The following is an 18,104-nucleotide window of genomic DNA, read 5'->3' as shown; positions in this document are numbered from 1 at the left end:
CTCATCAACCCAAACCCGGCTCCACTGGCGCCGAAGGTGGGCGGGCCGCGCCCGCGGGGGCGAGAACCATGGCCAGGACCAATCCAGCAGTCGCACGGCCGCCGCCGAGCGGAACGGCCTCCAAGCCCTGGGACCTGGCGCGGGCGCCGCGCGTGCCCGTGGCCCGGCCGCGCCTCGTAGAGCTCTCCGCGGCCCTGCCCTATCTGAGGTCCATCGACGCCAGCCGCACCTATTCCAACTTCGGTCCGCTCAACACCCAGTTCGAGACCCGCCTGGCCGCCCAGTTCGGCCTGGAGCCCGGCCACGTCGCCACCTGCAGCAACGCCACCAGCGGCCTGACCATGGCCTTGCAGCGGGCGGCGGCCAGGGGTGGCCGCTACTGCTTGATGCCCGCCTGGACCTTCGCGGCCACCGCGCATGCGGCGCTCGCCGCGGGCCTGACGCCCTACCTGGTCGACGTGGACCCCGCCACCTGGGCCCTGACCCCGGGGATCGCGCTCGAGGCCCTGCCGCGCATTTCCCACGGGGTCGCCGCCATCGTGCCGGTCGCGCCCTTCGGCCTGCCGCTGGACGCCGCCGCCTGGGACGCCCTCCAGGCCAGGACCGGGGTGGAGGTCGTGCTCGACGCGGCGGCGGGCTTCGACGCCCTGACGGTCGGCCGGGCGGCGGCCGTCGTCAGCCTGCACGCCACCAAGATCCTCGGCATCGGCGAGGGCGGTTTCGTGATCAGCCGCGACCCCGACCTTATCGTCGACATCCGACGCCGCTCCAATTTCGGTTTCGACGGCAGTCGCGACTCCAGCCTGATCGGCGGCAATGGCAAGATCAGCGAGTTCGCCGCCGCCTACGGCCTGGCCGCCCTCGACCACTGGAAGCTGCAACGCGTCCAGTACCAGTCGGTGCTCGGCTACTATCGCGCCGCCCTGGCCGATACGCCGGACCTGAGGATCGCGCCGGGCCTCGGGGACGACTGGATGGCCTCGACCTTCAATATCGAGGCGCCGGAAGAAGCCATCCTCGAGATCGAGATGCGCCTGTCGGAGGTCGAGATCGCCACCCGCCGCTGGTGGGGCCATGGACTGCAAGGGCATCGGGCCTTCGCCGACCTGCCTCGGACGGCCCTGCCGGTCACCGAGCGGCTGGCGGCCACGACCCTTGGCCTGCCGTGCTGGCCAGGGCTCGATGCCACGGCGATCGACGAGATCAGCGCGGTCGTCCGAGCAGTCCTCCGGCGCTGAGCGGCTGCCGTCGCGGCTGCGGCTGGGCGAAGATCGTCTCCAGCGGAGTCGGGATGCGCGCTGCGAACCGCGTGAAGGCCAGGCCGACAAGCTCCTTCAGCTCGCGGGCGAAGTTGTCCTGGTCCAGACGCCGGGCCAGCAGGACCTGCTGCTCGGCCAGCCACGCGGCGCGCAGCGCCTTGTCGTCCACCAGGGCGCCCAGCGCCTCGAAATAGGCGTCGACGTCCTGGGTCAGGTGCTGGCGCGGCGCGAAGGCGCCGACGTCGCCCAGGTCGCCGCGGCTCATGACCACGGCGCCGGCGTCGATCGCCATGATTGCGGTGGTGCCGCCGCCCGCGCGGAACGGATTGGCGAAGATGTCGCAAATCCCCAGCAGGCCGATCAGATCGTCGTCGTAGGGAATGTGGGTGAACTGAGACCCCAGCACGGACTCGAACGCCTCGATCCAGAACGCTTGCATCCAGCCGACCACGACCCAGCGGATGCTGGGATCGCTCAGGACCAGCGCGCCCATGCCGTCGACGAACGCCTGGTCCATGTCGACGCCCAGCCGATTGCCGACCGTGACGATCACCGTCTCCTCGGGCCGGAAACCGCAGTCGCCGCGGCTGCGGGTCTGCAGCGGGGCCGGGCTCGGGAACGGCGCGCTCTCGAGCTTGCGATAGGCTTCGGCAAAGGCGGACGGCGCGCCGAGCCGCCGCCAGAGCCCTTCGATATAGGCGGGCTCCTGGCAGTACCAGTAGACATCGGAGAACTGGACGGGCGCGGCGTCGCCGCAGGTGAACATCAGGGTCGGACCCACCAGCGCCGCCAGGCTGATGTGGATGAAGAACGGTTCCTCGCACCAGAAGTGGAACGTGCGCGGTCCCTGGCCCACCGCCTTCGCCAGGAAATTCAGGTCGGCCTCGATCGAGACGAAGCTGAGCTTGGAAAATGACCTCCCCAGCCGCGCTTGGGCGTAGGCCTCCAGATCAGGCGACAGGATCCCGGCATGGAAGACGTCCACACGCTGGTTCTCGGGATCGCACGCCAGGGCGCGGAGATAGTCGAAGGCGCCCCGCGTCGGCGAATGCCGCAGATCGAGCAGCCGTCCCACGAACACCGCATGAGAGCGCAGCGCCGCGGGATCGGGGGTCTCCAGCTGGTAAGGGATCGCCTGGGCTTCCTGGTAGTAGGTCCGCCGGGCCAGGGCGGCGAGCGCGGCGCTGAAGGCCTCGCCTGGCTGCAGCCCGCACCACCAGTTGAGGCTGGATATGTCGCTGACCAACTGCAGCTTCACCCCGGAAGGGTGGGTCGAGGCCTCGATGAGCCGGACGGAGTGCAGGCCGAAGTCGGGCTTGGTCACGCCCGCGAAGGCGGCCTCTCCCAGCGCTTGACGCAGTCTCTGCAGGATGACTGCGACGGACGGCGCATAGCCCGGCTGGGCGTCGGCCTGTATCTCATCCAGAACGCTCAAACCCCACCCCCCTCAAGATGGTCTGCGGTCAGAGACGCGCCACCGGCAAGTCGATCTCTCCCGCCGCGATCGCGGCTTTCAAGCGACTCTCATGGTCAACGATATCTTGCCGCCGGTTACGGAGAAATTTAGCTGGCGCCCCGGCATAGATTCCCCAGGGGTCCAGGCTGCGACGGATCAGCGCGGCCGCGCCGACAGCGGTCCCCTCGCCGATCTCCACCTCCGGCAGCACGATGGTGTTCGCGCCCAGGATCACATGCCGGCCCACGTGCACGGGCCGCGCCGCGGGCGGCAGGGTATAGGCCGGCGGCACCGTGGGATTGGTCAGGAACTCGCCGGTGTAGTCGTCCGTCCGCGAGAAGATCCGCACCCCGGCCGACAGGTTGGCGAAGTCGCCGAGCTCCACGCCCGATCCCGCCAGGATCGAACAGTTCGAACTTACATGGATGAAGTCGCCGAAGTGCAGCCAGCCGCCCGCCGCGCTCAGCAGTGTGAAGGGATCGATCCGCACATTGTCGCCGAAGCGGATGGCCTCCATGTCCACCATCACGCAGGTCTCGTGGACCGCGACGTTCTCGCCCACCTTGCCGACGCCCAGCTCGCGCAGCTCCGCCTCACGCATGAAACGTCCCCGGTGGTTCTTCATGGGGGCTCCCGACTCAATCGATCGCATGAGCTTAGATGACAATGGCGTGCTGGTCGGCTTCCGAGCCAGCCGCGGCTTGTGATCTCCTTGCGATCCGCCGAAAGTCCCGCGTGACGCCCCGCGGGGCCGATCGCCGGAGGCCCGCGCCGCATGACCTTCGCCCAGATCGCGACCTTGACGGTGCTGGCCGGCGTGGTCGCGGCCCTGTTGAACGGCAGGTTGCGCGCCGACGTGGTCGCGCTCTCCGCCGCCGCGATCCTGACGATCCTTGGAGTGGCGACCCTCGAGGATCTGCAGCGGGGTTTCGCCAGTCCCGCGCTAGTGGCCCTCGCCTCGCTCTTCGTGCTGGCCGAGGCGCTCAGCCGGACCGGGGTCATGGCTCTGATCCTGCGCTCGGCTTCGCGGCTGGTGGAGCGGCTGGGCGCGGCCTCCGTGCCGCTGATCATCGGTCTCTGCGCGGTGCTGTCGGCCTTCCTCAACAACACCCCGCTGGTGATCCTGGCCGCGCCGGTGGTGCAGGACGCCGCCCGGCGTCTCGGCTGGTCGCCGCGCAAGCTGCTGATCCCGCTGTCCTACGCCGCGGTGCTAGGAGGGCTCTGCACGCTCATCGGAACCTCCACAAACCTGCTGGTCGACGACATGGCGCGCCAGGCGGGGCTTACCGGGTTTACGCTGTTCGAGATCACCGGGGTCGGCGTCTCTGTCGCCGCGGCGGGCGGCCTCTATCTGCTGATCGTCGCGCCGCGCCTGCTGCCGTCCGACGACGGAAGCGAACCCCTGCCGCTTGTCGACGACGCGCGCCCCCTGCGGCCGCTCAAGGCCCTGTTCTCCGCGGTCGTCTTCGCCTTCGTGCTGGGCGCCGCCGCTGGGGGCATGCCAATCGCCACCGTGTCTTTCGCCGGCGCCGTGCTGCTGCTGCTTACACGCGCCCTGGAGCCCGAGGAGGCCTATTCCGGACTTCGCCCCCAGGTGCTGCTGATGATCGCGGGCATGCTGGTGGTGGGCGCCGCCCTCGACAGGACGGGTCTCGCACGCGACGCCACGGACGTGATCGCCCGCCTGACCCGGCCGTTTGGGCCCGTCGTCGCCCTGGCGGCGGTCTATATCGTCGCCTCGATCCTCACGGAGCTGATGTCAAACGCCGCGGTGGCCGTTCTGCTGACACCGCTGGCCATCGGCCTGGCCCAGAACCTCGGCGTCGATCCACGGCCCTTCGTTGTGGCCGTGATGATGTCCGCCAGCGCCGCGTTCGCCACGCCCTTCGGCTACCAGACCAACGCCATCGTCCACCACATTGGCCGCTACCGCTATTTCGACTTCGTCCGCGTCGGCCTGCCGCTCAACATCCTGACCGGCGTCGTGGCCATCGTCACGATCCCGCGCTTCTTTCCGTTCTAGTCAGCTGGCGATCCTTCGGGCCGGCGGCTCATGGCCGCGCAGGTCGCCGACGAACGCGTCCCGCCAGGCCCGCACGTCGCTCCGCCGCAGTCCGTCCATCAGCAGGGACCAGCGGCGGACGCGTTCGGCCCTGTCCATGGTCAAGGCCCACGCCACGGCACCGGCGACCTCCTCGCGGTTGAAGGGATTGACGATCAGAGCCTCGTCCATCTGCTCGCTGGCGCCTGCGAACTGCGACAACACCAGCACGCCTGGATCCTCGGGGTCTTGCGCCGCCACATATTCCTTGGCGACTAGGTTCATGCCGTCGCGCAAGGGCGTTACCAGGCCCACGCGCGCCGCCCGGTAGATTCCCGCCAGTTCGTCGCGTCGATAGGTCCGGTTCACATAGCGGATCGGCACCCAGTCCACGGTCGCGAAGGCGCCGTTAATACGGCCGGTCACCGCGTCCAACCGCGCGCGGATGTCCTGATAGGCTGTGACCTCCTCGCGGCTCGGCGTGGCGATCTGCAACAGGAAGACCCTCTCGCGCAGGTCGGGATTGTCCTGGAGGAACTGCTCATAGGCCAGGAACCGCTCTTCCAGTCCCTTGGAATAGTCGAGCCTGTCCACGCCCAGCACCATGCTGCGGCCCGCCAGACTGGCCTGCATCCGAGCGAATTCCGCCCCGGCGACCTCGCCGGCGGCGGAAGCCTCGAACTCGTCCACGTCGAGCCCGATCGGATAGACACCCACCTCGACGGTCCGGCCGAAGGCGCCCATCCGACGGCCCCGCGCCTCGCCCTCCGCGACCTTGACCACATAGTCCTCGAAGGCGGAGCGCGAGTCCTCGGTCTGGAACCCGATCAGGTCGTAGTCGAACAGGGCGCTGGTCAGTTCGGCGTGGTTGGGCAGGGTGGTGAGCAGCCTCTGGGCCGGCCACGGGATGTGCAGGAAGAAGCCGATCCGGTTGCGCACGCCTTGCTTCCGCAGCTCCTGCGCCAGCGGGATCAGGTGGTAGTCGTGCACCCAGATGAAGTCGCCGTCGCCGATCAGCGGCGCCAGCGCCTTGGCGAAGCGTGCGTTGACTCGTGCATATCCCTCGCTGAAGGACCGCTCATAGGCCGAGAGGTCGACGCGGTAATGGAACAGCGGCCAGATCGTCCGGTTGGCGTAGCCGTTGTAGTACTCCTGCCGGTCCTGCTCTTCGAGGTCCAGGGTGGCCACGGTGACCCCGTCCTGGCGCTGCAGTGAAACCTGGCCCGTGTGTTGCCCGGTCGTCTGGCCGCTCCAGCCGAACCAGACGCCGCTGTACTCACGCAGGGCCGCGGCCAGCGCCATAGCCAGTCCGCCCACCGCGCCGCTCCCGGCGTCTCCGGGCGGTTGCACTCGGTTGGAAACCACGATCAGACGGCTCACGAGGACACGTCGCAAAGTCTTCGGAAGAATTTCCGCAAATATCCGAGCGCCAAACATCCATCATATGACAATGCTTCAAGACTCCCCCATTTTATGACAGATCTCCCAGAGTTTATCTTCCGGACGAGATCAAAGTCTCCGCCAACTATATGGCTGCGTTCGAGTGGGTGAAGGAGCGTTATTCGTTGCAACCCCAGATGTTCTCTTAACACACCTGCGGCGCTTTAGGCCGGTCCTCACACAGGTGTGACCGGTCACGAAAAAGCCCCGGACTTTCGTCCGGGGCTTCGACATGTCGGCGAAGGAGTCGCGCCTAGTTGCGGGCCGTATCAACCAGCTTGTTCTTAGTGATCCAAGGCATCATGGCGCGCAGGCGACCGCCCACTTCCTCGATCTGGTGTTCCGAACCGCGGCGGCGGGTGGCCTTGAAGCTGGGCTGGCCCGCCTGGTTCTCGGCCATGAAGTCGCGCACGAAGCGGCCCGACTGGATGTCCTCCAGCACGCGCTTCATCTCGGCCTTGGTCTCGGCGGTGACGATGCGCGGCCCGGTCACGTACTCCCCGTACTCCGCGGTGTTGGAGATCGAGTAGTTCATGTTGGCGATGCCGCCTTCGTAGATCAGGTCCACGATCAGCTTCACCTCGTGGAGGCACTCGAAATAGGCCATTTCGGGCGCGTAGCCCGCCTCGACCAGGGTCTCGAAGCCGGCGCGGATCAGTTCCACCAAGCCGCCGCATAGCACGGCCTGCTCACCGAACAGGTCGGTCTCGCATTCCTCGCGGAAGGTGGTCTCGATGACGCCCGAACGGCCGCCGCCGATGGCCGAGGCGTAGGCCAGGCCGAAGTCGTGGGCGTTGCCGGTCGGGTTCTGGTGGATGGCGATCAGGCACGGCACCCCGCCGCCCTTCTGGTACTCGCCGCGCACGGTGTGGCCGGGGCCCTTCGGCGCGATCATCAGCACGTCGATGCCGGGCGCCGGCTCGATCAGGTTGAAGTGCACGTTCAGGCCGTGGGCGAACAGCAGGGCCGCGCCGTCACGGATGTTGGGCGCGATTTCCTCGTTATAGATGCCGCGCTGCAGCTCGTCGGGGGCCAGCACCATGATGGCGTCGGCCCAGGCGGCGGCTTCCGGCACGGACATGACCTTCAGGCCGTCGGCCTCGACCTTCTTGGCGGTCGCCGAGCCGGGGCGCAGGGCCACGACCACGTTCTTCACGCCGGAGTCCTTCAGGTTCAGCGCATGGGCGCGGCCCTGGCTGCCATAGCCTACGATGGCGATCTTCTTGTCCAGGATGCGGGCGAGGTCGGCGTCGCGGTCGTAGTAGACGCGCATGATCATTCTCCTGAAGACAAGACGAGCCGCGGAACGCGCAACGGCACCGCAGCAAAGGCGGGGCTATGGAGGGGAATTTTGCGCGAAGGTCAAGACTTCCCTCGCCTGTCCGGCAAGGGAAGTCCCGCGGCCGAACGACCGTCTACCAGAAGAGGTTGCGAGCCACCTGGATCACCCGTCCGCTGAACATGTCCACCAGCAGGGCGTCGTCGCCCACCCGGACCCATTCGTAGCCGATAGGTGGAATGGGCAGGCCGTAGGCCCACCAGTCGTCGATCCGGTACTGCGGCTCCCACCAGCTGCGCGGCAGCAGGTCGCCGAACACCCAGCTGCGGGCATAGAAGCCGCGCGGCGCGTGATAGGCCCAGCCACGGTAGCGCTGTTGGCTGCGCCAGTCGGGATGGTAGTGGCGCCGGTCGTAGCGAGGTCGCTGCTGATGGCGGCGCGCGTCGTCCCAGCGGCGGCCGTCTTCCCAGCGGCGCCCGTCATTGCGATCGCGATTCCAGTCGCGGCCGTCGCGCCGGTCGTTGTTCCAGTCGCGGTCTCGCCGGTCTCCCCGATCGGTGTCGGGGCGGCGCCCGTCGCGGTTCCAGTCGCGACGCTGCTCGGGCGCGGGCTGAATCACGGCGGGCGCCGGCGGGCGCGCCTGATCGCCGCCGCGGCTTCCGCGGTCGCCACGGTTCCAGTCCCGGCGTTCGCCGTCCGGACGCGGGCCGCGCTCGCCGCTGTCGCGCACCCGCGGCGCCTCAGGGGCCGCGGCGGCCTGGGGCGCGGCCGGCGCCTCGCGGGCCTGCCGGGCCGGGCGGGTCTCCGGAGCGGTCTCCGGCCGGTCCGTGTTCTTCCAGCTGCGGCGCATTTCCGGCCGGTAGCCGCCCTCCTGGGCGGCGGCCACGCCGGTGGAGGCCAGCAGGGCCAGGACCAGAACGCTCGTACCAAGTTTCGACATGTCTATTCCCGATGTGGCGGAAGGCCGCCGACGCCCGAATTGGTCCCTTGGTTAACAGGAATGACTCCGACAAGCTGAACCGCGCTTGAACGAAACGGCGACCCATCCGACATAGGACGCCTGTTCGAGAGGGTTCAGATGGCCGCCGCACCTCAGGATGTCACCGGCTTCTGGCGCACCGCCGGACCGCAAAAGTGGTACGCCAAGGACCCCAGGTTCGACGCCGCGATCGCGCTGAAGTTCGAGCCCGTCCACCACGCCGCCGCCCGCGGCGAGTACGACGGATGGGCGGCGACCGCCGATGGGGCGCTCGCCCTGCTCATCCTGTTCGACCAGTTCCCGCGCAACCTGTTCCGCGGTTCGCCCCACGCCTTCGCCACCGACGGCCGGGCCCGGCAGGTGGCGCGCACCGCGGTGAACGCCGGCCACGACCGCGCCGTCGATCCGCAGCTGCGGCAGTTCTTCTACATGCCCTTCGAGCACGCCGAGGGCCTCGCCGACCAGGACGAGGCCGTGCGCCTGTTCACCGCCGTGCGGGACGAGACGGGCGACGCGGAGTCGCTGAAATGGGCGGTGATCCACCGCGACATCATCGCACGCTTCGGCCGTTTCCCGCATCGCAACGCCAGCCTGGGCCGGATCACCACCCCGGCCGAACAGGCCTTCCTCGACGACGGCGGCTTCGCGGGCTGACCGCAAGGCGCTCGCGGCGCGGCCTATTCGTTCTTAGTGACCATTGTCCTTCTTGTAGCTCATCATCTGGTTTCGCTGCATCTCGGCGAACCCATCACGGGACTCTTCCTGTCTCCGCTTGAAATCCTCGAGCGACAGGCAGGTGCGCTTGGCGAAACGGGTGCCGGTCGCCGTCTCGCTGCGACAGACAACCTTGACCTTCCGCTCGCCGGGCTTGAGGGCGACGCTGGCGGCCACGGCGGCGGCGGGCGCCGCGCTGGCAGGCTGCGGCTCGGTGGCGAGAATGGCCGCGAGGGTGAGCGCGATGAGCATCTGACGGCTCCAGGGGGACAGGATGACGATGCTCAACTTGCGTGAGTTTTCCGCCCTCGTCCAATAGTAGAGTCTGACTAGCCACAAATGTAGCTCAGCCATTACTCGCCTCGCCGAAGGGATAGCGTGAGACGCGCCTAGTTACCCTTGGTCGGGGTTACGTTGTGGTTGCGCTGCATCTCGGCGAAGCCCTCGCGGGACTCCTCCTGGCGCCGCTTGAAGTCGTCGAGCGAGAGGCAGACCCGCTTGCCGAACCGGGTGCCTGTCGCGGTCTCGGTGCGGCAGACCACCTTCATCTTCTTCTCCCCGGGCTTCAGGGCCGGAGCCGCGGCAAGGTCCTTGTTGGCGGCCTCGGTAGGGGTCGGCGGCGCCGACGACGTGGGCTCGGTGGCCGCCAGAAGGGCCGCGGCGGCAAACACTAGCAACATTGGTAGCCCCCAATTCATTCGAGTCCGCGGCGGCTTAGCCCGTTCTCGGCTGCGTAAGGGGTCAATCTGCTTCACTTTCCCGATCGTGCGCAACAACTGGGTTGTGCAATCGTCGGCTGTCGGACCCGGATCGGCGCCACCAGCAGGCGCGCCCGTTGTGCTCGCCTAGCGCGGGTCCTCGAAGATCGGCAGCGGCGGCCCCGTCTTCGGATCGAAGGCCTGCCAGTCGAGGCCGAGCGCGCTGAGCGCCGTGGCGGCCACCTGGTCGGCGCCCGCGCAGTCGGGCGTCCGCGACAGGCCCGCCTTCACCCCGGGGCCGATCACGGCGATCCAGGTCTCGTCGGACCGCGGCCATAGCACCTTGCCGTGACCTTTCCAGTCACCCTTCTTGGCCCCCGACCCGCGGCCGTGGTCGGTGGTGACGATCAGCGTGGTCTTGCCGGCATAGGCCTTGTCGGCCTGAAGGGTGCTCCACAGCTCGCGCAGGAAGCCGTCGGTGCGCCGCGCGGCGTCCAGCGTCAGGCCGTAGTGGCCCTCATGGGCGAAGTCGTCGGTTTCGCCGTAGGCGATATAGACCATCCTCGGCCGGTCGCGCTTCAGGGCCTGCAGGGCGTAGTTGTGGGTGAAGACGTCAAACCGGACCGTTGGCCAGATCCGGGGGGTCTGCGCCTGCATTCGTTCAAGATGCGCCTCCACCGCGTTCCGGGCCTTCGGTCTGGGCATGCCAACGTCGACCGGAACGCCGCTGCGCTCGGCGTTGATGATGGCGGTGAACACGTTCCATGAGGTGAAGGCCGCCACCTTGCCCTCGAACCCCGGCTGGCGGATCAGCCACTCCAGGACCGTCACATTGGCGTTGGGATTGGGATCGTTCGACTTGATCGCCGGATCGGGCCGTCCGGTCAGGATCTCGTTGTAGCCGGGATAGGAGAACCACTGGTCGTTGGTCACCCGCGCGCAGGAGCCGCTGTCGCGGTCGCCGATCAAGACGCCCTGCTTGGCCACCACCTCGTGCAGGAACGGCATCAGCGCCGCCTTGCGGTCGGCCGGATCCAGATAGGCCGCCTTCACCGCCTTGCGGTCCTCGACATAGGTCGGGTCCTCGGCGAGCGCGGTCTCGGCCCCGCGGAACACCTCCTGCCAGCGCAGGCCATCCAGGGTCACCAGCACCACCCGGCCGTCCTTGGCCGCCGCGTTCGAGGCGACCAGGCTCAAGGCCAGGGCCAACAGGCTCAGGATTTTCATGACGCGTCCCCACTTTTGCGTTCCCGCAGGCGATTAGGACGACTCGGCGACGGCGATGTGAAGGCCCCGCGGCGACCAGGCGCCGAGATACGGCTCAGCAGGTCCGGCCACTCGACTGGCAGGGCGGGTTCATCTCGCGACGATCCTGCATGTCCTTCAGCGCCGCCTGGGCGTCCTTCTCCTGCTGCTTCCAGTCCTCGACGGACATGCAGCGCCGCTTGACCATGCGCGAGGCGGGCCTCTGCTCGTTGCGGCAGACCATCTTGACCACCCGCTCGCCGGGCTTGAGCTCGGGCTGGCCGGGTGCGGCGCCCGTGGCGGGCGTCGGCGGCGGTCCGGCCGCGGCGAGCAGGGCGGCTAAGGCGATGGCCAGCAACATGTTCGAATTCCCCCGAGTGATGGCGGTCATTCTCGGGGATTCCCGGTCCACGTCCAGTGGTTGAAATTTGGCCCCGGCGCCCGCGTCGGTAAGCCTTGCCCGCGACGACATGATCCACATGTCTTTCCGGTCCCACATCTCGTAAGAGGCCGCGAATCAGTCGCGAATCACCTCTAAGACCTTCACGCGGCAGGACCCATGAACGCCCACGTCGCCATCGTCGAATCGCAGGACGCCGCCCACCCGGAGCGGCAGTATCTCGACCTGCTGGCCGACATCCTGGCCAATGGCGTGGAGCGCGGCGACCGCACCGGCACGGGTACCCGCGGCGTGTTCGGCCGCCAGATGCGCTTCGACCTGGCCAAGGGCTTCCCGCTGCTGACCACCAAGAAGCTGCACCGCAAGTCGATCATCCTGGAACTGCTGTGGTTCCTGCGCGGCGACACCAATGTGAAGTGGCTGCAGGAGCGAGGGGTCAGCATCTGGGACGAATGGGCCGCCCCCGACGGCGAGCTCGGCCCGGTCTACGGCAAGCAGTGGCGTTCCTGGACCGCGCCGGACGGCCGGGTGATCGATCAGATCGCCAATGTGGTCGAGACCCTGAAGACCACTCCACATTCGCGCCGCCACATCGTCTCGGCCTGGAACCCGGCCGATGTCGACGACATGGCCCTGCCGCCCTGCCACTGCCTGTTCCAGTTCTTCGTCGCGGACGGGAAACTGAGCTGCCAGCTCTACCAGCGCTCCGCCGACGTCTTCCTGGGGGTGCCCTTCAACATCGCCTCCTACGCCCTGCTGACCATGATGATGGCCAAGGTGGTCGGCCTGCAGGCCGGCGAGTTCGTCCATACGCTCGGCGACGCCCACCTCTATCTGAACCACCTGGACCAGGCCCGCGAGCAGCTGGAACGCGAACCCCTGCCCTTCCCCGTCATGGAGATCGCCGACAAGCGCGACCTCTTCGCCTTCGAGTACGAGGACTTCAAGCTCCGCGGCTACAAGGCCCACGAGAAGATCTCGGCCCCGATCGCCGTTTAGCTAGGCGCCGCAAGTCTTGCTGTCCTTGAGGGCGTTGGCGCGTCTGACCGCGACCTTCTTGAGGTTCTCCTCAATACCATCCTTGCGGAACATGCCCGCTGCGGGATCGGCGCTGTCCACATTGGCCGGATCCAGCGTCTTGGAGGGCGAGATCTTCGGATCGCCCGCAAAGCTCAGGGCCGCGCGGGCGACCCCCTGAAAATCGATCACGGTCCACGCATCGGCGACGTGCCGGTCGTCCGGCTTTGCGCTGGGCCCGAGGTATTTCTTGGCGACAGCCAACTGTCCTTCGAGGATTGAGATTTTCAGTCGGAGGTCGGCGAGCGCCGCATCGCGAACCGCATCGTCATCGTTGGTGCCGCGGATCATGCAGACGCCCGGCTTGGCGGGGTCGGGGTCGGGGTCGAAATACACCAGGGACGTCGCATAGCGGCGCGTCGCCTCCTCGAGGCGGAACCACTCGCCCATGGCGTCGTCCTTGTTCGCCTCCTGCTTTTGCGCCAGCACCAGGTCGGCCGCGGCGGCGTTGAGGGCCTTGATGGAGCCGTTGTCGGCCGTCCGGATCCGAGTCGCGAGCGCGCCGAACGTCTCATAAGGGAACGGCTTCGAACTCGCCGCCCGCGGCGCCACGGTGAGGCTGAGATAGGTGTCGGCGCGGAACTCGTTCTTGACGTAGTCGCGCCACTGCCTCTCATTCTCGGGGTCGTCCGCGGCCTTGGTCGCCCGACGGATGGGCTCCGCCAAGGGCGCGCAGCCGACGGTGTTCCCCTTATAGTAGAGCCGCCCGTTCTGCTCGTTGACGCAGTAGGGCTGCCAATCGAAGGTCTGGGTGCGGTCCTCCTGGCGGATGATGACATAGCGCCCGAAGCGAAGCGGGTTGGGCCCGTCGTCCAGGGAGAAGTTCACCTCGAACTTGAACTGGCGGTCGTCGTTGGCCGAGGTGAACAGCGTGGTGCCGAGGCTTAGCAGCGTCCCCGCGGTCGGGCCGGTCAGGCCGAGCGGGGTCTTGGACAGGTCGGCGATCTTCGACAGCAGCTGTTCGGCCTGCTCGCTGGTCCGGTCCAGTTCGAGGATGACGAACTCCAGCCGAACGCTGCCCCCTTCGATCCGGCCTGGGCCATGCACGACCGCGGTGTCGAAGTTGAGGAACTGGTTCGGGTAGACGTCATCCGAATAGTAGATCAGCCGGTAGTCGTCGAAGCTCGCCGCCACCCGGCTGTCCACCGCCTTCGGAGCCTCGTCGCTGGCGACCACCGACTTCACCAGGACCGCGATCTCGCCGTGCTTGCCCAGCGGATTGCGCCGCACCACGGTCGCGGTCTGGGAGAACTGCAGTTCTTGGAAGCTCTTGATGAACGCCGTGTCGAGCGTGATCGAGAAGGGTGTGGTCTCGGTCACCCTCATGCCCGCCCCCGGCGAGGTCACCTCCCAGCGGCCGTCCCAGAACTTGACGTCGCCGACACCGTCATTGACCGTCGAGCACCCGCTCAGCCCCAGCGCCCCGATGGCCGCAATTCGTCCAGCCCATTTCATAGTCCCACCCCCTAGCGGCGATTATGATTGGTTAATACAACCTTAGAATGGATTGCGTGGCAAATCCTCTTCAAGTTGGCGTTCGCCTGCAGGGTGAGCCAACGGTCGGCGCTTTCCGATATTCTTGAACTTCGGAGTTTGGCGTCCAGCGGCTGAAGGCTGCTAAGACAGCCGAATGACCACACCCATCCTCACCGCCGGCCCCATCGCCCGGTCGCGCAACGGCGTCATCGGCAAGGACGGCGGACTGCCCTGGCGGCTCAAGTCCGACATGGCCATCTTCCGCGCCGTGACCATGGGCAAGCCGGTGATCATGGGACGCAAGACCTGGGACAGCCTGCCGCGCAAGCCGCTGATCGGCCGCACCAACATCGTGCTCAGCCGCGACGGCTCGTTCGAGCCCAAACAGGCCGTGGTCTGCGAGGATTTCGCCGAGGCCTTCGCCATCGCCAAGGAACAGGCCGAAGAGGACGGGGTCGAGGAGGTCTGCGTCATCGGCGGCGCCTCGCTGTTCGAGATGGCCCTGCCCCGCGCCAGACGCCTCTACCTCACCGAGGTCGACGCCGAGGTGGAGGGCGACGTGGTGCTCTCCCCCATCGACGAGAGTCGCTGGACCGAGGTCCGCCGCGAGGCCTATCCGGCCGGCGACGGCGACGACTACCCCTTCACCTTCCGGGTCCTGGAGCGGCGCTGAGGTCCTTGACCTGCCCCCGCGTCGCCCGCCCATAGTCCCGCCCGAACGCCGTCACCCCGAACGGCGACGGGAGGGATGATCATGGACCTGCAACTCATCGCCGAGGGCCTCGAGTTCCCCGAAGGCCCCATCGCCATGGCCGACGGCAGCGTCATCCTCACCGAGATCAAGGGCCAGCGCCTCACCCGCGTCCATCCCGACGGCCGCAAGGAGGCCGTGGTCGAGACCGGCGGCGGGCCCAACGGCGCGGCCATCGGCCCGGACGGCGCCATCTACATCACCAACAACGGCGGTTCGTTCCAGTGGCTGGAGAACCAGGGCATGACCATCCCCGGCCCCACCCCGCCCAGCCACAAGGGCGGCATGATCCAGCGCTTCGACCTGGCGACCGGCGCGCTCACCACCCTTTACGACGCCTGCGACGGTCGCCGGCTGGTCGGCCCCAACGACATCGTCTTCGACAGGCAGGGCGGCTTCTGGTTCACCGACCACGGCTGCTCCACCCCGGAAGGCCGCAAGTTCGGCGCGATCTATTACGCCAAGGTCGACGGCAGCCACATCAGCCGCCAGCGCGACCACATCATCTCGCCCAACGGCATAGGCCTCTCACCGGACGAGAGCGTGGTCTATGTGGCCGACACCCAGCTCGGCCGGCTCTGGGCTTTCGACGTGGCCGAGCCGGGCGTGCTCGCGCCCCCGGCGGGCTTCGCCCCCGGCCGGGTGGTCTGCAACCTGCCGGGCTACCAGCTGCTGGACAGCCTGGCGGTGGAGGCCTCGGGCAATGTTTGCGTGGCCACGATCATCAACGGCGGAGTCACCGCCTTCGACCCCGACGGCTCGATTGAGCACTTCGCCGTCCCCGACCTCATCGTCACCAACATCTGCTTCGGCGGCGGGGACATGAGCACCGCCTGGATCACCGCCTCGGCCACCGGCAAGCTTTACATGGCGACCTGGCCCCGCCCGGGCCTGAAGCTGAACTTCAACGCCTAGCGCAGACCAGTTCCTCCCCCAGCGCGCAGCGCGATTTGGGGGAGGTGGATCGTCGCCTCTTCGCGACGGGCCGGAGGGGGTTGAAGCGCTCGAAAGCGAGTCAAAGTCCCCCTCAGTCAGCTTCGCTGACAGCTCCCCCAGGAGGGGAGCACCTTTGAGGCGCAGCCCTAGTACAGCGTCGCCATCACGCCGCGGTCGAAGCTCTTCAGCTCCTCGGTGCGCCCGTCGCGGACCTTCAGAACCCACTCGGGGTCCTGCAGCAGGGCGCGGCCGACGCCGACCAGGTCGAAGTCGCCGCGCTCCAGGCGCTTTTCCAGCTCGTCCAGGGAGGCCGGCTGCGAGGCCTCGCCCGCGAAGCCGGCGATGAATTCGCCCGACAGACCCACCGAACCCACGGTGATGGTCGGGACCGCGGTGACCTTCTTGGCCCAGCCGGCGAAGTTGAGGTCCGAGCCCTCGAACTCCGGCTCCCAGAACCGTCGCTGCGAGCAGTGCAGGATGTCGGCTCCGGCCTCGACCAGGGCGCCCAGCCAGGCTTCCAGGGCCTTGGGGTCCTGGGCCAGCTTCACTTCGTAGTCCTGCTGCTTCCACTGGCTGATGCGGATGATCACCGGATAGTCCGGCCCGACCTCGGCGCGCACGGCCTTGAGGATATCGGCGGCGAATCGCGCTCGGCCCGGCAGGGCCTTGGAGCCGTAGGCGTCCTCGCGGCGGTTGGTCCCATCCCAGAAGAACTGATCGATCAGGTAGCCGTGGGCGCCGTGCAGTTCCACAGCGTCAAAGCCCAGCTTCTTGGCGTTTCCGGCCGCCTCGGCGAAGGCGCGGATGGCGTCGGCTACATCGGCGTCGCTCATCGGCGCGCCGAATTCCTTGTCGGGCCGCGACAGGCCCGAGGGGCTGTCATAGGGGCCGGGCGGGGCCCATTCCGGGTCGCGGGTGCGCACCGCGCCCACGTGCCAGAGCTGCGGGGCCATCACACCGCCGGCGGCGTGGACCTCGTCGATCACGGTCTTCCAGGCGGCCAGTTCCTTCTCGCCGTGGAAACGCGGCACGTTGCGGTCGTTCACCGAGGCCGGCCGATTCACGCCGGTGCCCTCCGAGACGATAAGCCCCACCTGGCCCTCGGCGCGGCGGCGGTAGTAGTCGGCGACCTCCCGGGTCGCCACGCCGCCCGGCGAAAACGAGCGGGTCATCGGCGCCATGACGATGCGGTTTGCGAGGTGGAGTCCCTTGAAGGCGAAGGGGGTGAAGAGGGCGTCGGCGGCCATGGGCGCTCCGGTTTCAAACGGGTGTTCGTCGCACGTAGAGCACGACCGTGCGCCTCGGTCAGTCCAGAAAATCTGGCGGCGGCCTGAAAAATGACGCAGGTGTCATCGATCACGGGGTTGCCAGCCGGGCCCCGCTCCCGCATTCTTCTGAACAGTGATTAGATAGCGACAGAAGCGCCCGGAGCGGCGCTGAACGGAGGATCCCATGAGCGACGGCGCGATCGATCTGAAGGCCGAGGCCCGTGCGAAGGCCTACGCCATGCCGCTGGAAGACATCAACGTCACCGACCTCGAGCTGTGGCGCACCGACACCATGTGGCCCTACTTCGAACGCCTGCGGAAGGAGGACCCGGTCCACCTGCACCCGGCCGAGCACCATGAGGACGGCGCCTTCTGGTCGGTGACCAAGTACAACGACATCATGGCCGTCGACACCAATCACGAGGTGTTCTCCTCCGAGCCGGCGATCACCATCTTCGACCCCAAGGAAGACTTCACGCTCCCGATGTTCATCGCGATGGACCCGCCCAAGCACGACGTCCAGCGCAAGACCGTCAGCCCCATCGTCTCGCCGGCCAACCTGCACGTCCTCGAGCCGCTGATCCGCAGCCGGATTCAGAAGACACTGGATGAACTCCCCATCGGCGAGCCTTTCGACTGGGTGGACCAGGTGTCCATCGAGCTGACCACCCAGATGCTGGCCACCCTGTTCGACTTCCCCTGGGAAGACCGCCGCATGCTGACCCGGTGGTCGGACGTGGCCACGGCCGGTCCGGAATCGGGGCTGTTCAGCTCCACCGATCCCGAGATCGTCGACGCCGAGCGCAAGGCCGAGCTGTTCGGCTGCGTCGACTACTTCACGCGGCTCTGGAACGAGCGGATCAACGCCGAGCCCAAGGGCGACCTGATCTCCATGCTGGCCCACGGCGAGGCCACCAAGAACAAGGACCGGATGGAGTATCTCGGGAACCTGATCCTCCTGAACGACGGCGGCAACGACACCACCCGCAACTCGATGACCGGCTCGGTCCTGGCGCTCAACCAGAACCCCGACCAGTACCGCAAGCTACGCGACAATCCCGGCCTGATCCCGTCGATGGTCTCCG

General features: G+C 67.7%; 18 protein-coding genes. 7 read left to right on the top strand and 11 right to left on the bottom strand.

What is annotated here, in order from left to right; all coding sequences use genetic code 11:
* Nucleotides 1-68: 68 nt before the first annotated feature.
* Nucleotides 69-1,238 (top strand): DegT/DnrJ/EryC1/StrS aminotransferase family protein, encoded by a 1,170-nt coding sequence (locus Q8Q88_RS09515; protein ID WP_305674957.1) that lies wholly within the window; start codon nucleotides 69-71, stop codon nucleotides 1,236-1,238.
* Here Q8Q88_RS09515 and Q8Q88_RS09510 read toward each other — a convergent pair.
* Together Q8Q88_RS09510 and Q8Q88_RS09505 are read right to left on the bottom strand one after the other, a co-directional pair.
* Nucleotides 1,204-2,694: a hypothetical protein gene (locus Q8Q88_RS09510; RefSeq protein WP_305674956.1), complete on the bottom strand. Its 1,491-nt coding sequence runs from the start codon at nucleotides 2,692-2,694 to the stop codon at nucleotides 1,204-1,206. The genes Q8Q88_RS09515 and Q8Q88_RS09510 overlap by 35 nt on opposite strands.
* A 28-nt stretch (nucleotides 2,695-2,722) precedes the next feature.
* On the bottom strand, nucleotides 2,723-3,340 hold the full coding sequence (locus tag Q8Q88_RS09505) for an acyltransferase (RefSeq protein WP_305674955.1): 618 nt from the start codon (nucleotides 3,338-3,340) through the stop codon (nucleotides 2,723-2,725).
* Nucleotides 3,341-3,490: 150 nt separating this feature from the next.
* Between Q8Q88_RS09505 and Q8Q88_RS09500 the strand changes: the two genes are divergently transcribed.
* The gene (locus tag Q8Q88_RS09500) at nucleotides 3,491-4,738 is read left to right on the top strand and encodes an SLC13 family permease (protein WP_305674954.1); all 1,248 of its coding nucleotides are present in this window, start codon (nucleotides 3,491-3,493) and stop codon (nucleotides 4,736-4,738) included.
* Here Q8Q88_RS09500 and otsA read toward each other — a convergent pair whose 3' ends face one another.
* From otsA to Q8Q88_RS09485, 3 genes are all read right to left on the bottom strand, one after another.
* On the bottom strand, nucleotides 4,739-6,136 hold the full coding sequence (otsA, locus tag Q8Q88_RS09495) for an alpha,alpha-trehalose-phosphate synthase (UDP-forming) (RefSeq protein WP_305674953.1): 1,398 nt from the start codon (nucleotides 6,134-6,136) through the stop codon (nucleotides 4,739-4,741).
* Nucleotides 6,137-6,449: 313 nt separating this feature from the next.
* Entirely contained in the window at nucleotides 6,450-7,469 is a 1,020-nt protein-coding gene (gene ilvC, locus Q8Q88_RS09490; protein ID WP_305674952.1) for a ketol-acid reductoisomerase, read from the bottom strand.
* 142 nt (nucleotides 7,470-7,611) lie between these two features.
* Nucleotides 7,612-8,415, bottom strand: a complete 804-nt coding sequence (locus Q8Q88_RS09485) for an RcnB family protein (RefSeq protein ID WP_305674951.1) — start codon at nucleotides 8,413-8,415, stop codon at nucleotides 7,612-7,614.
* A gap of 138 nt (nucleotides 8,416-8,553) precedes the next feature.
* On the opposite strand from Q8Q88_RS09485, the gene Q8Q88_RS09480 reads away from it, so the two are divergent.
* Nucleotides 8,554-9,108: a DUF924 family protein gene (locus tag Q8Q88_RS09480; RefSeq protein ID WP_305674950.1), complete on the top strand. Its 555-nt coding sequence runs from the start codon at nucleotides 8,554-8,556 to the stop codon at nucleotides 9,106-9,108.
* Nucleotides 9,109-9,141: 33 nt separating this feature from the next.
* On the opposite strand, the gene Q8Q88_RS09475 is transcribed toward Q8Q88_RS09480, so the two are convergent.
* The 4 genes from Q8Q88_RS09475 to Q8Q88_RS09460 all read right to left on the bottom strand — a co-directional run bounded on the left by Q8Q88_RS09475 (nucleotide 9,142) and on the right by Q8Q88_RS09460 (nucleotide 11,502).
* A complete protein-coding gene (locus Q8Q88_RS09475; RefSeq protein WP_305674949.1) occupies nucleotides 9,142-9,420 on the bottom strand; it encodes a hypothetical protein in 279 nt (92 codons plus the stop codon).
* Between the two features lie 137 nt (nucleotides 9,421-9,557).
* The gene (locus Q8Q88_RS09470) at nucleotides 9,558-9,848 is read right to left on the bottom strand and encodes a hypothetical protein (protein ID WP_305674948.1); all 291 of its coding nucleotides are present in this window, start codon (nucleotides 9,846-9,848) and stop codon (nucleotides 9,558-9,560) included.
* 165 nt (nucleotides 9,849-10,013) lie between these two features.
* On the bottom strand, nucleotides 10,014-11,093 hold the full coding sequence (locus Q8Q88_RS09465) for an alkaline phosphatase family protein (protein WP_305674947.1): 1,080 nt from the start codon (nucleotides 11,091-11,093) through the stop codon (nucleotides 10,014-10,016).
* 94 nt (nucleotides 11,094-11,187) lie between these two features.
* Complete coding sequence (locus Q8Q88_RS09460; protein ID WP_305674946.1) at nucleotides 11,188-11,502, bottom strand: hypothetical protein; 315 nt, start codon at nucleotides 11,500-11,502, stop codon at nucleotides 11,188-11,190.
* A 168-nt stretch (nucleotides 11,503-11,670) separates the two neighbouring features.
* Between Q8Q88_RS09460 and Q8Q88_RS09455 the strand changes: the two genes are divergently transcribed.
* Nucleotides 11,671-12,510, top strand: coding sequence for a thymidylate synthase (locus tag Q8Q88_RS09455; protein ID WP_305674945.1), 840 nt, complete (start codon nucleotides 11,671-11,673; stop codon nucleotides 12,508-12,510).
* Here Q8Q88_RS09455 and Q8Q88_RS09450 read toward each other — a convergent pair whose 3' ends face one another.
* Complete coding sequence (locus tag Q8Q88_RS09450) at nucleotides 12,511-14,043, bottom strand: hypothetical protein (protein WP_305674944.1); 1,533 nt, start codon at nucleotides 14,041-14,043, stop codon at nucleotides 12,511-12,513. It lies immediately after the preceding gene.
* A gap of 175 nt (nucleotides 14,044-14,218) precedes the next feature.
* Here Q8Q88_RS09450 and Q8Q88_RS09445 point away from each other — a divergent pair, with 175 nt between their 5' ends.
* A complete protein-coding gene (locus Q8Q88_RS09445) occupies nucleotides 14,219-14,737 on the top strand; it encodes a dihydrofolate reductase (protein WP_305674943.1) in 519 nt (172 codons plus the stop codon).
* Nucleotides 14,738-14,818: 81 nt separating this feature from the next.
* On the top strand, nucleotides 14,819-15,730 hold the full coding sequence (locus Q8Q88_RS09440) for an SMP-30/gluconolactonase/LRE family protein (RefSeq protein WP_305674942.1): 912 nt from the start codon (nucleotides 14,819-14,821) through the stop codon (nucleotides 15,728-15,730).
* Between the two features lie 167 nt (nucleotides 15,731-15,897).
* Here Q8Q88_RS09440 and Q8Q88_RS09435 read toward each other — a convergent pair whose 3' ends face one another.
* Nucleotides 15,898-16,998 carry an NADH:flavin oxidoreductase gene (locus tag Q8Q88_RS09435; RefSeq protein ID WP_305674941.1) on the bottom strand — a complete coding sequence of 367 codons (1,101 nt, stop codon included), beginning with the start codon at nucleotides 16,996-16,998 and terminating at the stop codon, nucleotides 15,898-15,900.
* Between the two features lie 205 nt (nucleotides 16,999-17,203).
* Between Q8Q88_RS09435 and Q8Q88_RS09430 the strand changes: the two genes are divergently transcribed.
* Nucleotides 17,204-18,104, top strand: a 901-nt coding sequence (locus Q8Q88_RS09430; protein ID WP_305674940.1) for a cytochrome P450, incomplete at its 3' end; no start/stop codon positions are given.

The sequence above is a fragment of the Phenylobacterium sp. genome (assembly GCF_030697925.1).
Taxonomy (GTDB): Bacteria; Pseudomonadota; Alphaproteobacteria; order Caulobacterales; family Caulobacteraceae; genus Phenylobacterium.
The sequence above is the reverse complement of the archived record's forward strand: the minus strand, read 5'-3'. Positions and strand labels throughout refer to the sequence as shown.

Bases quoted from the DNA above. Each gene is read 5' to 3' on its own strand.
- Q8Q88_RS09435 (WP_305674941.1), bottom strand. From the start codon at position 16,998: ATGGCCGCCGACGCCCTCTTCACCCCCTTCGCCTTCAAGGGACTCCAC.
- Q8Q88_RS09505 (WP_305674955.1), bottom strand. From the start codon at position 3,340: ATGAAGAACCACCGGGGACGTTTCATGCGTGAGGCGGAGCTGCGCGAG.
- Q8Q88_RS09445 (WP_305674943.1), top strand. From the start codon at position 14,219: ATGACCACACCCATCCTCACCGCCGGCCCCATCGCCCGGTCGCGCAAC.
- Q8Q88_RS09455 (WP_305674945.1), top strand. From the start codon at position 11,671: ATGAACGCCCACGTCGCCATCGTCGAATCGCAGGACGCCGCCCACCCG.
- Q8Q88_RS09440 (WP_305674942.1), top strand. From the start codon at position 14,819: ATGGACCTGCAACTCATCGCCGAGGGCCTCGAGTTCCCCGAAGGCCCC.
- Q8Q88_RS09450 (WP_305674944.1), bottom strand. From the start codon at position 14,043: ATGAAATGGGCTGGACGAATTGCGGCCATCGGGGCGCTGGGGCTGAGC.
- Q8Q88_RS09470 (WP_305674948.1), bottom strand. From the start codon at position 9,848: ATGTTGCTAGTGTTTGCCGCCGCGGCCCTTCTGGCGGCCACCGAGCCC.
- Q8Q88_RS09500 (WP_305674954.1), top strand. From the start codon at position 3,491: ATGACCTTCGCCCAGATCGCGACCTTGACGGTGCTGGCCGGCGTGGTC.
- ilvC (WP_305674952.1), bottom strand. From the start codon at position 7,469: ATGCGCGTCTACTACGACCGCGACGCCGACCTCGCCCGCATCCTGGAC.
- Q8Q88_RS09485 (WP_305674951.1), bottom strand. From the start codon at position 8,415: ATGTCGAAACTTGGTACGAGCGTTCTGGTCCTGGCCCTGCTGGCCTCC.
- Q8Q88_RS09480 (WP_305674950.1), top strand. From the start codon at position 8,554: ATGGCCGCCGCACCTCAGGATGTCACCGGCTTCTGGCGCACCGCCGGA.
- Q8Q88_RS09515 (WP_305674957.1), top strand. From the start codon at position 69: ATGGCCAGGACCAATCCAGCAGTCGCACGGCCGCCGCCGAGCGGAACG.
- Q8Q88_RS09475 (WP_305674949.1), bottom strand. From the start codon at position 9,420: ATGCTCATCGCGCTCACCCTCGCGGCCATTCTCGCCACCGAGCCGCAG.
- Q8Q88_RS09465 (WP_305674947.1), bottom strand. From the start codon at position 11,093: ATGAAAATCCTGAGCCTGTTGGCCCTGGCCTTGAGCCTGGTCGCCTCG.
- Q8Q88_RS09460 (WP_305674946.1), bottom strand. From the start codon at position 11,502: ATGACCGCCATCACTCGGGGGAATTCGAACATGTTGCTGGCCATCGCC.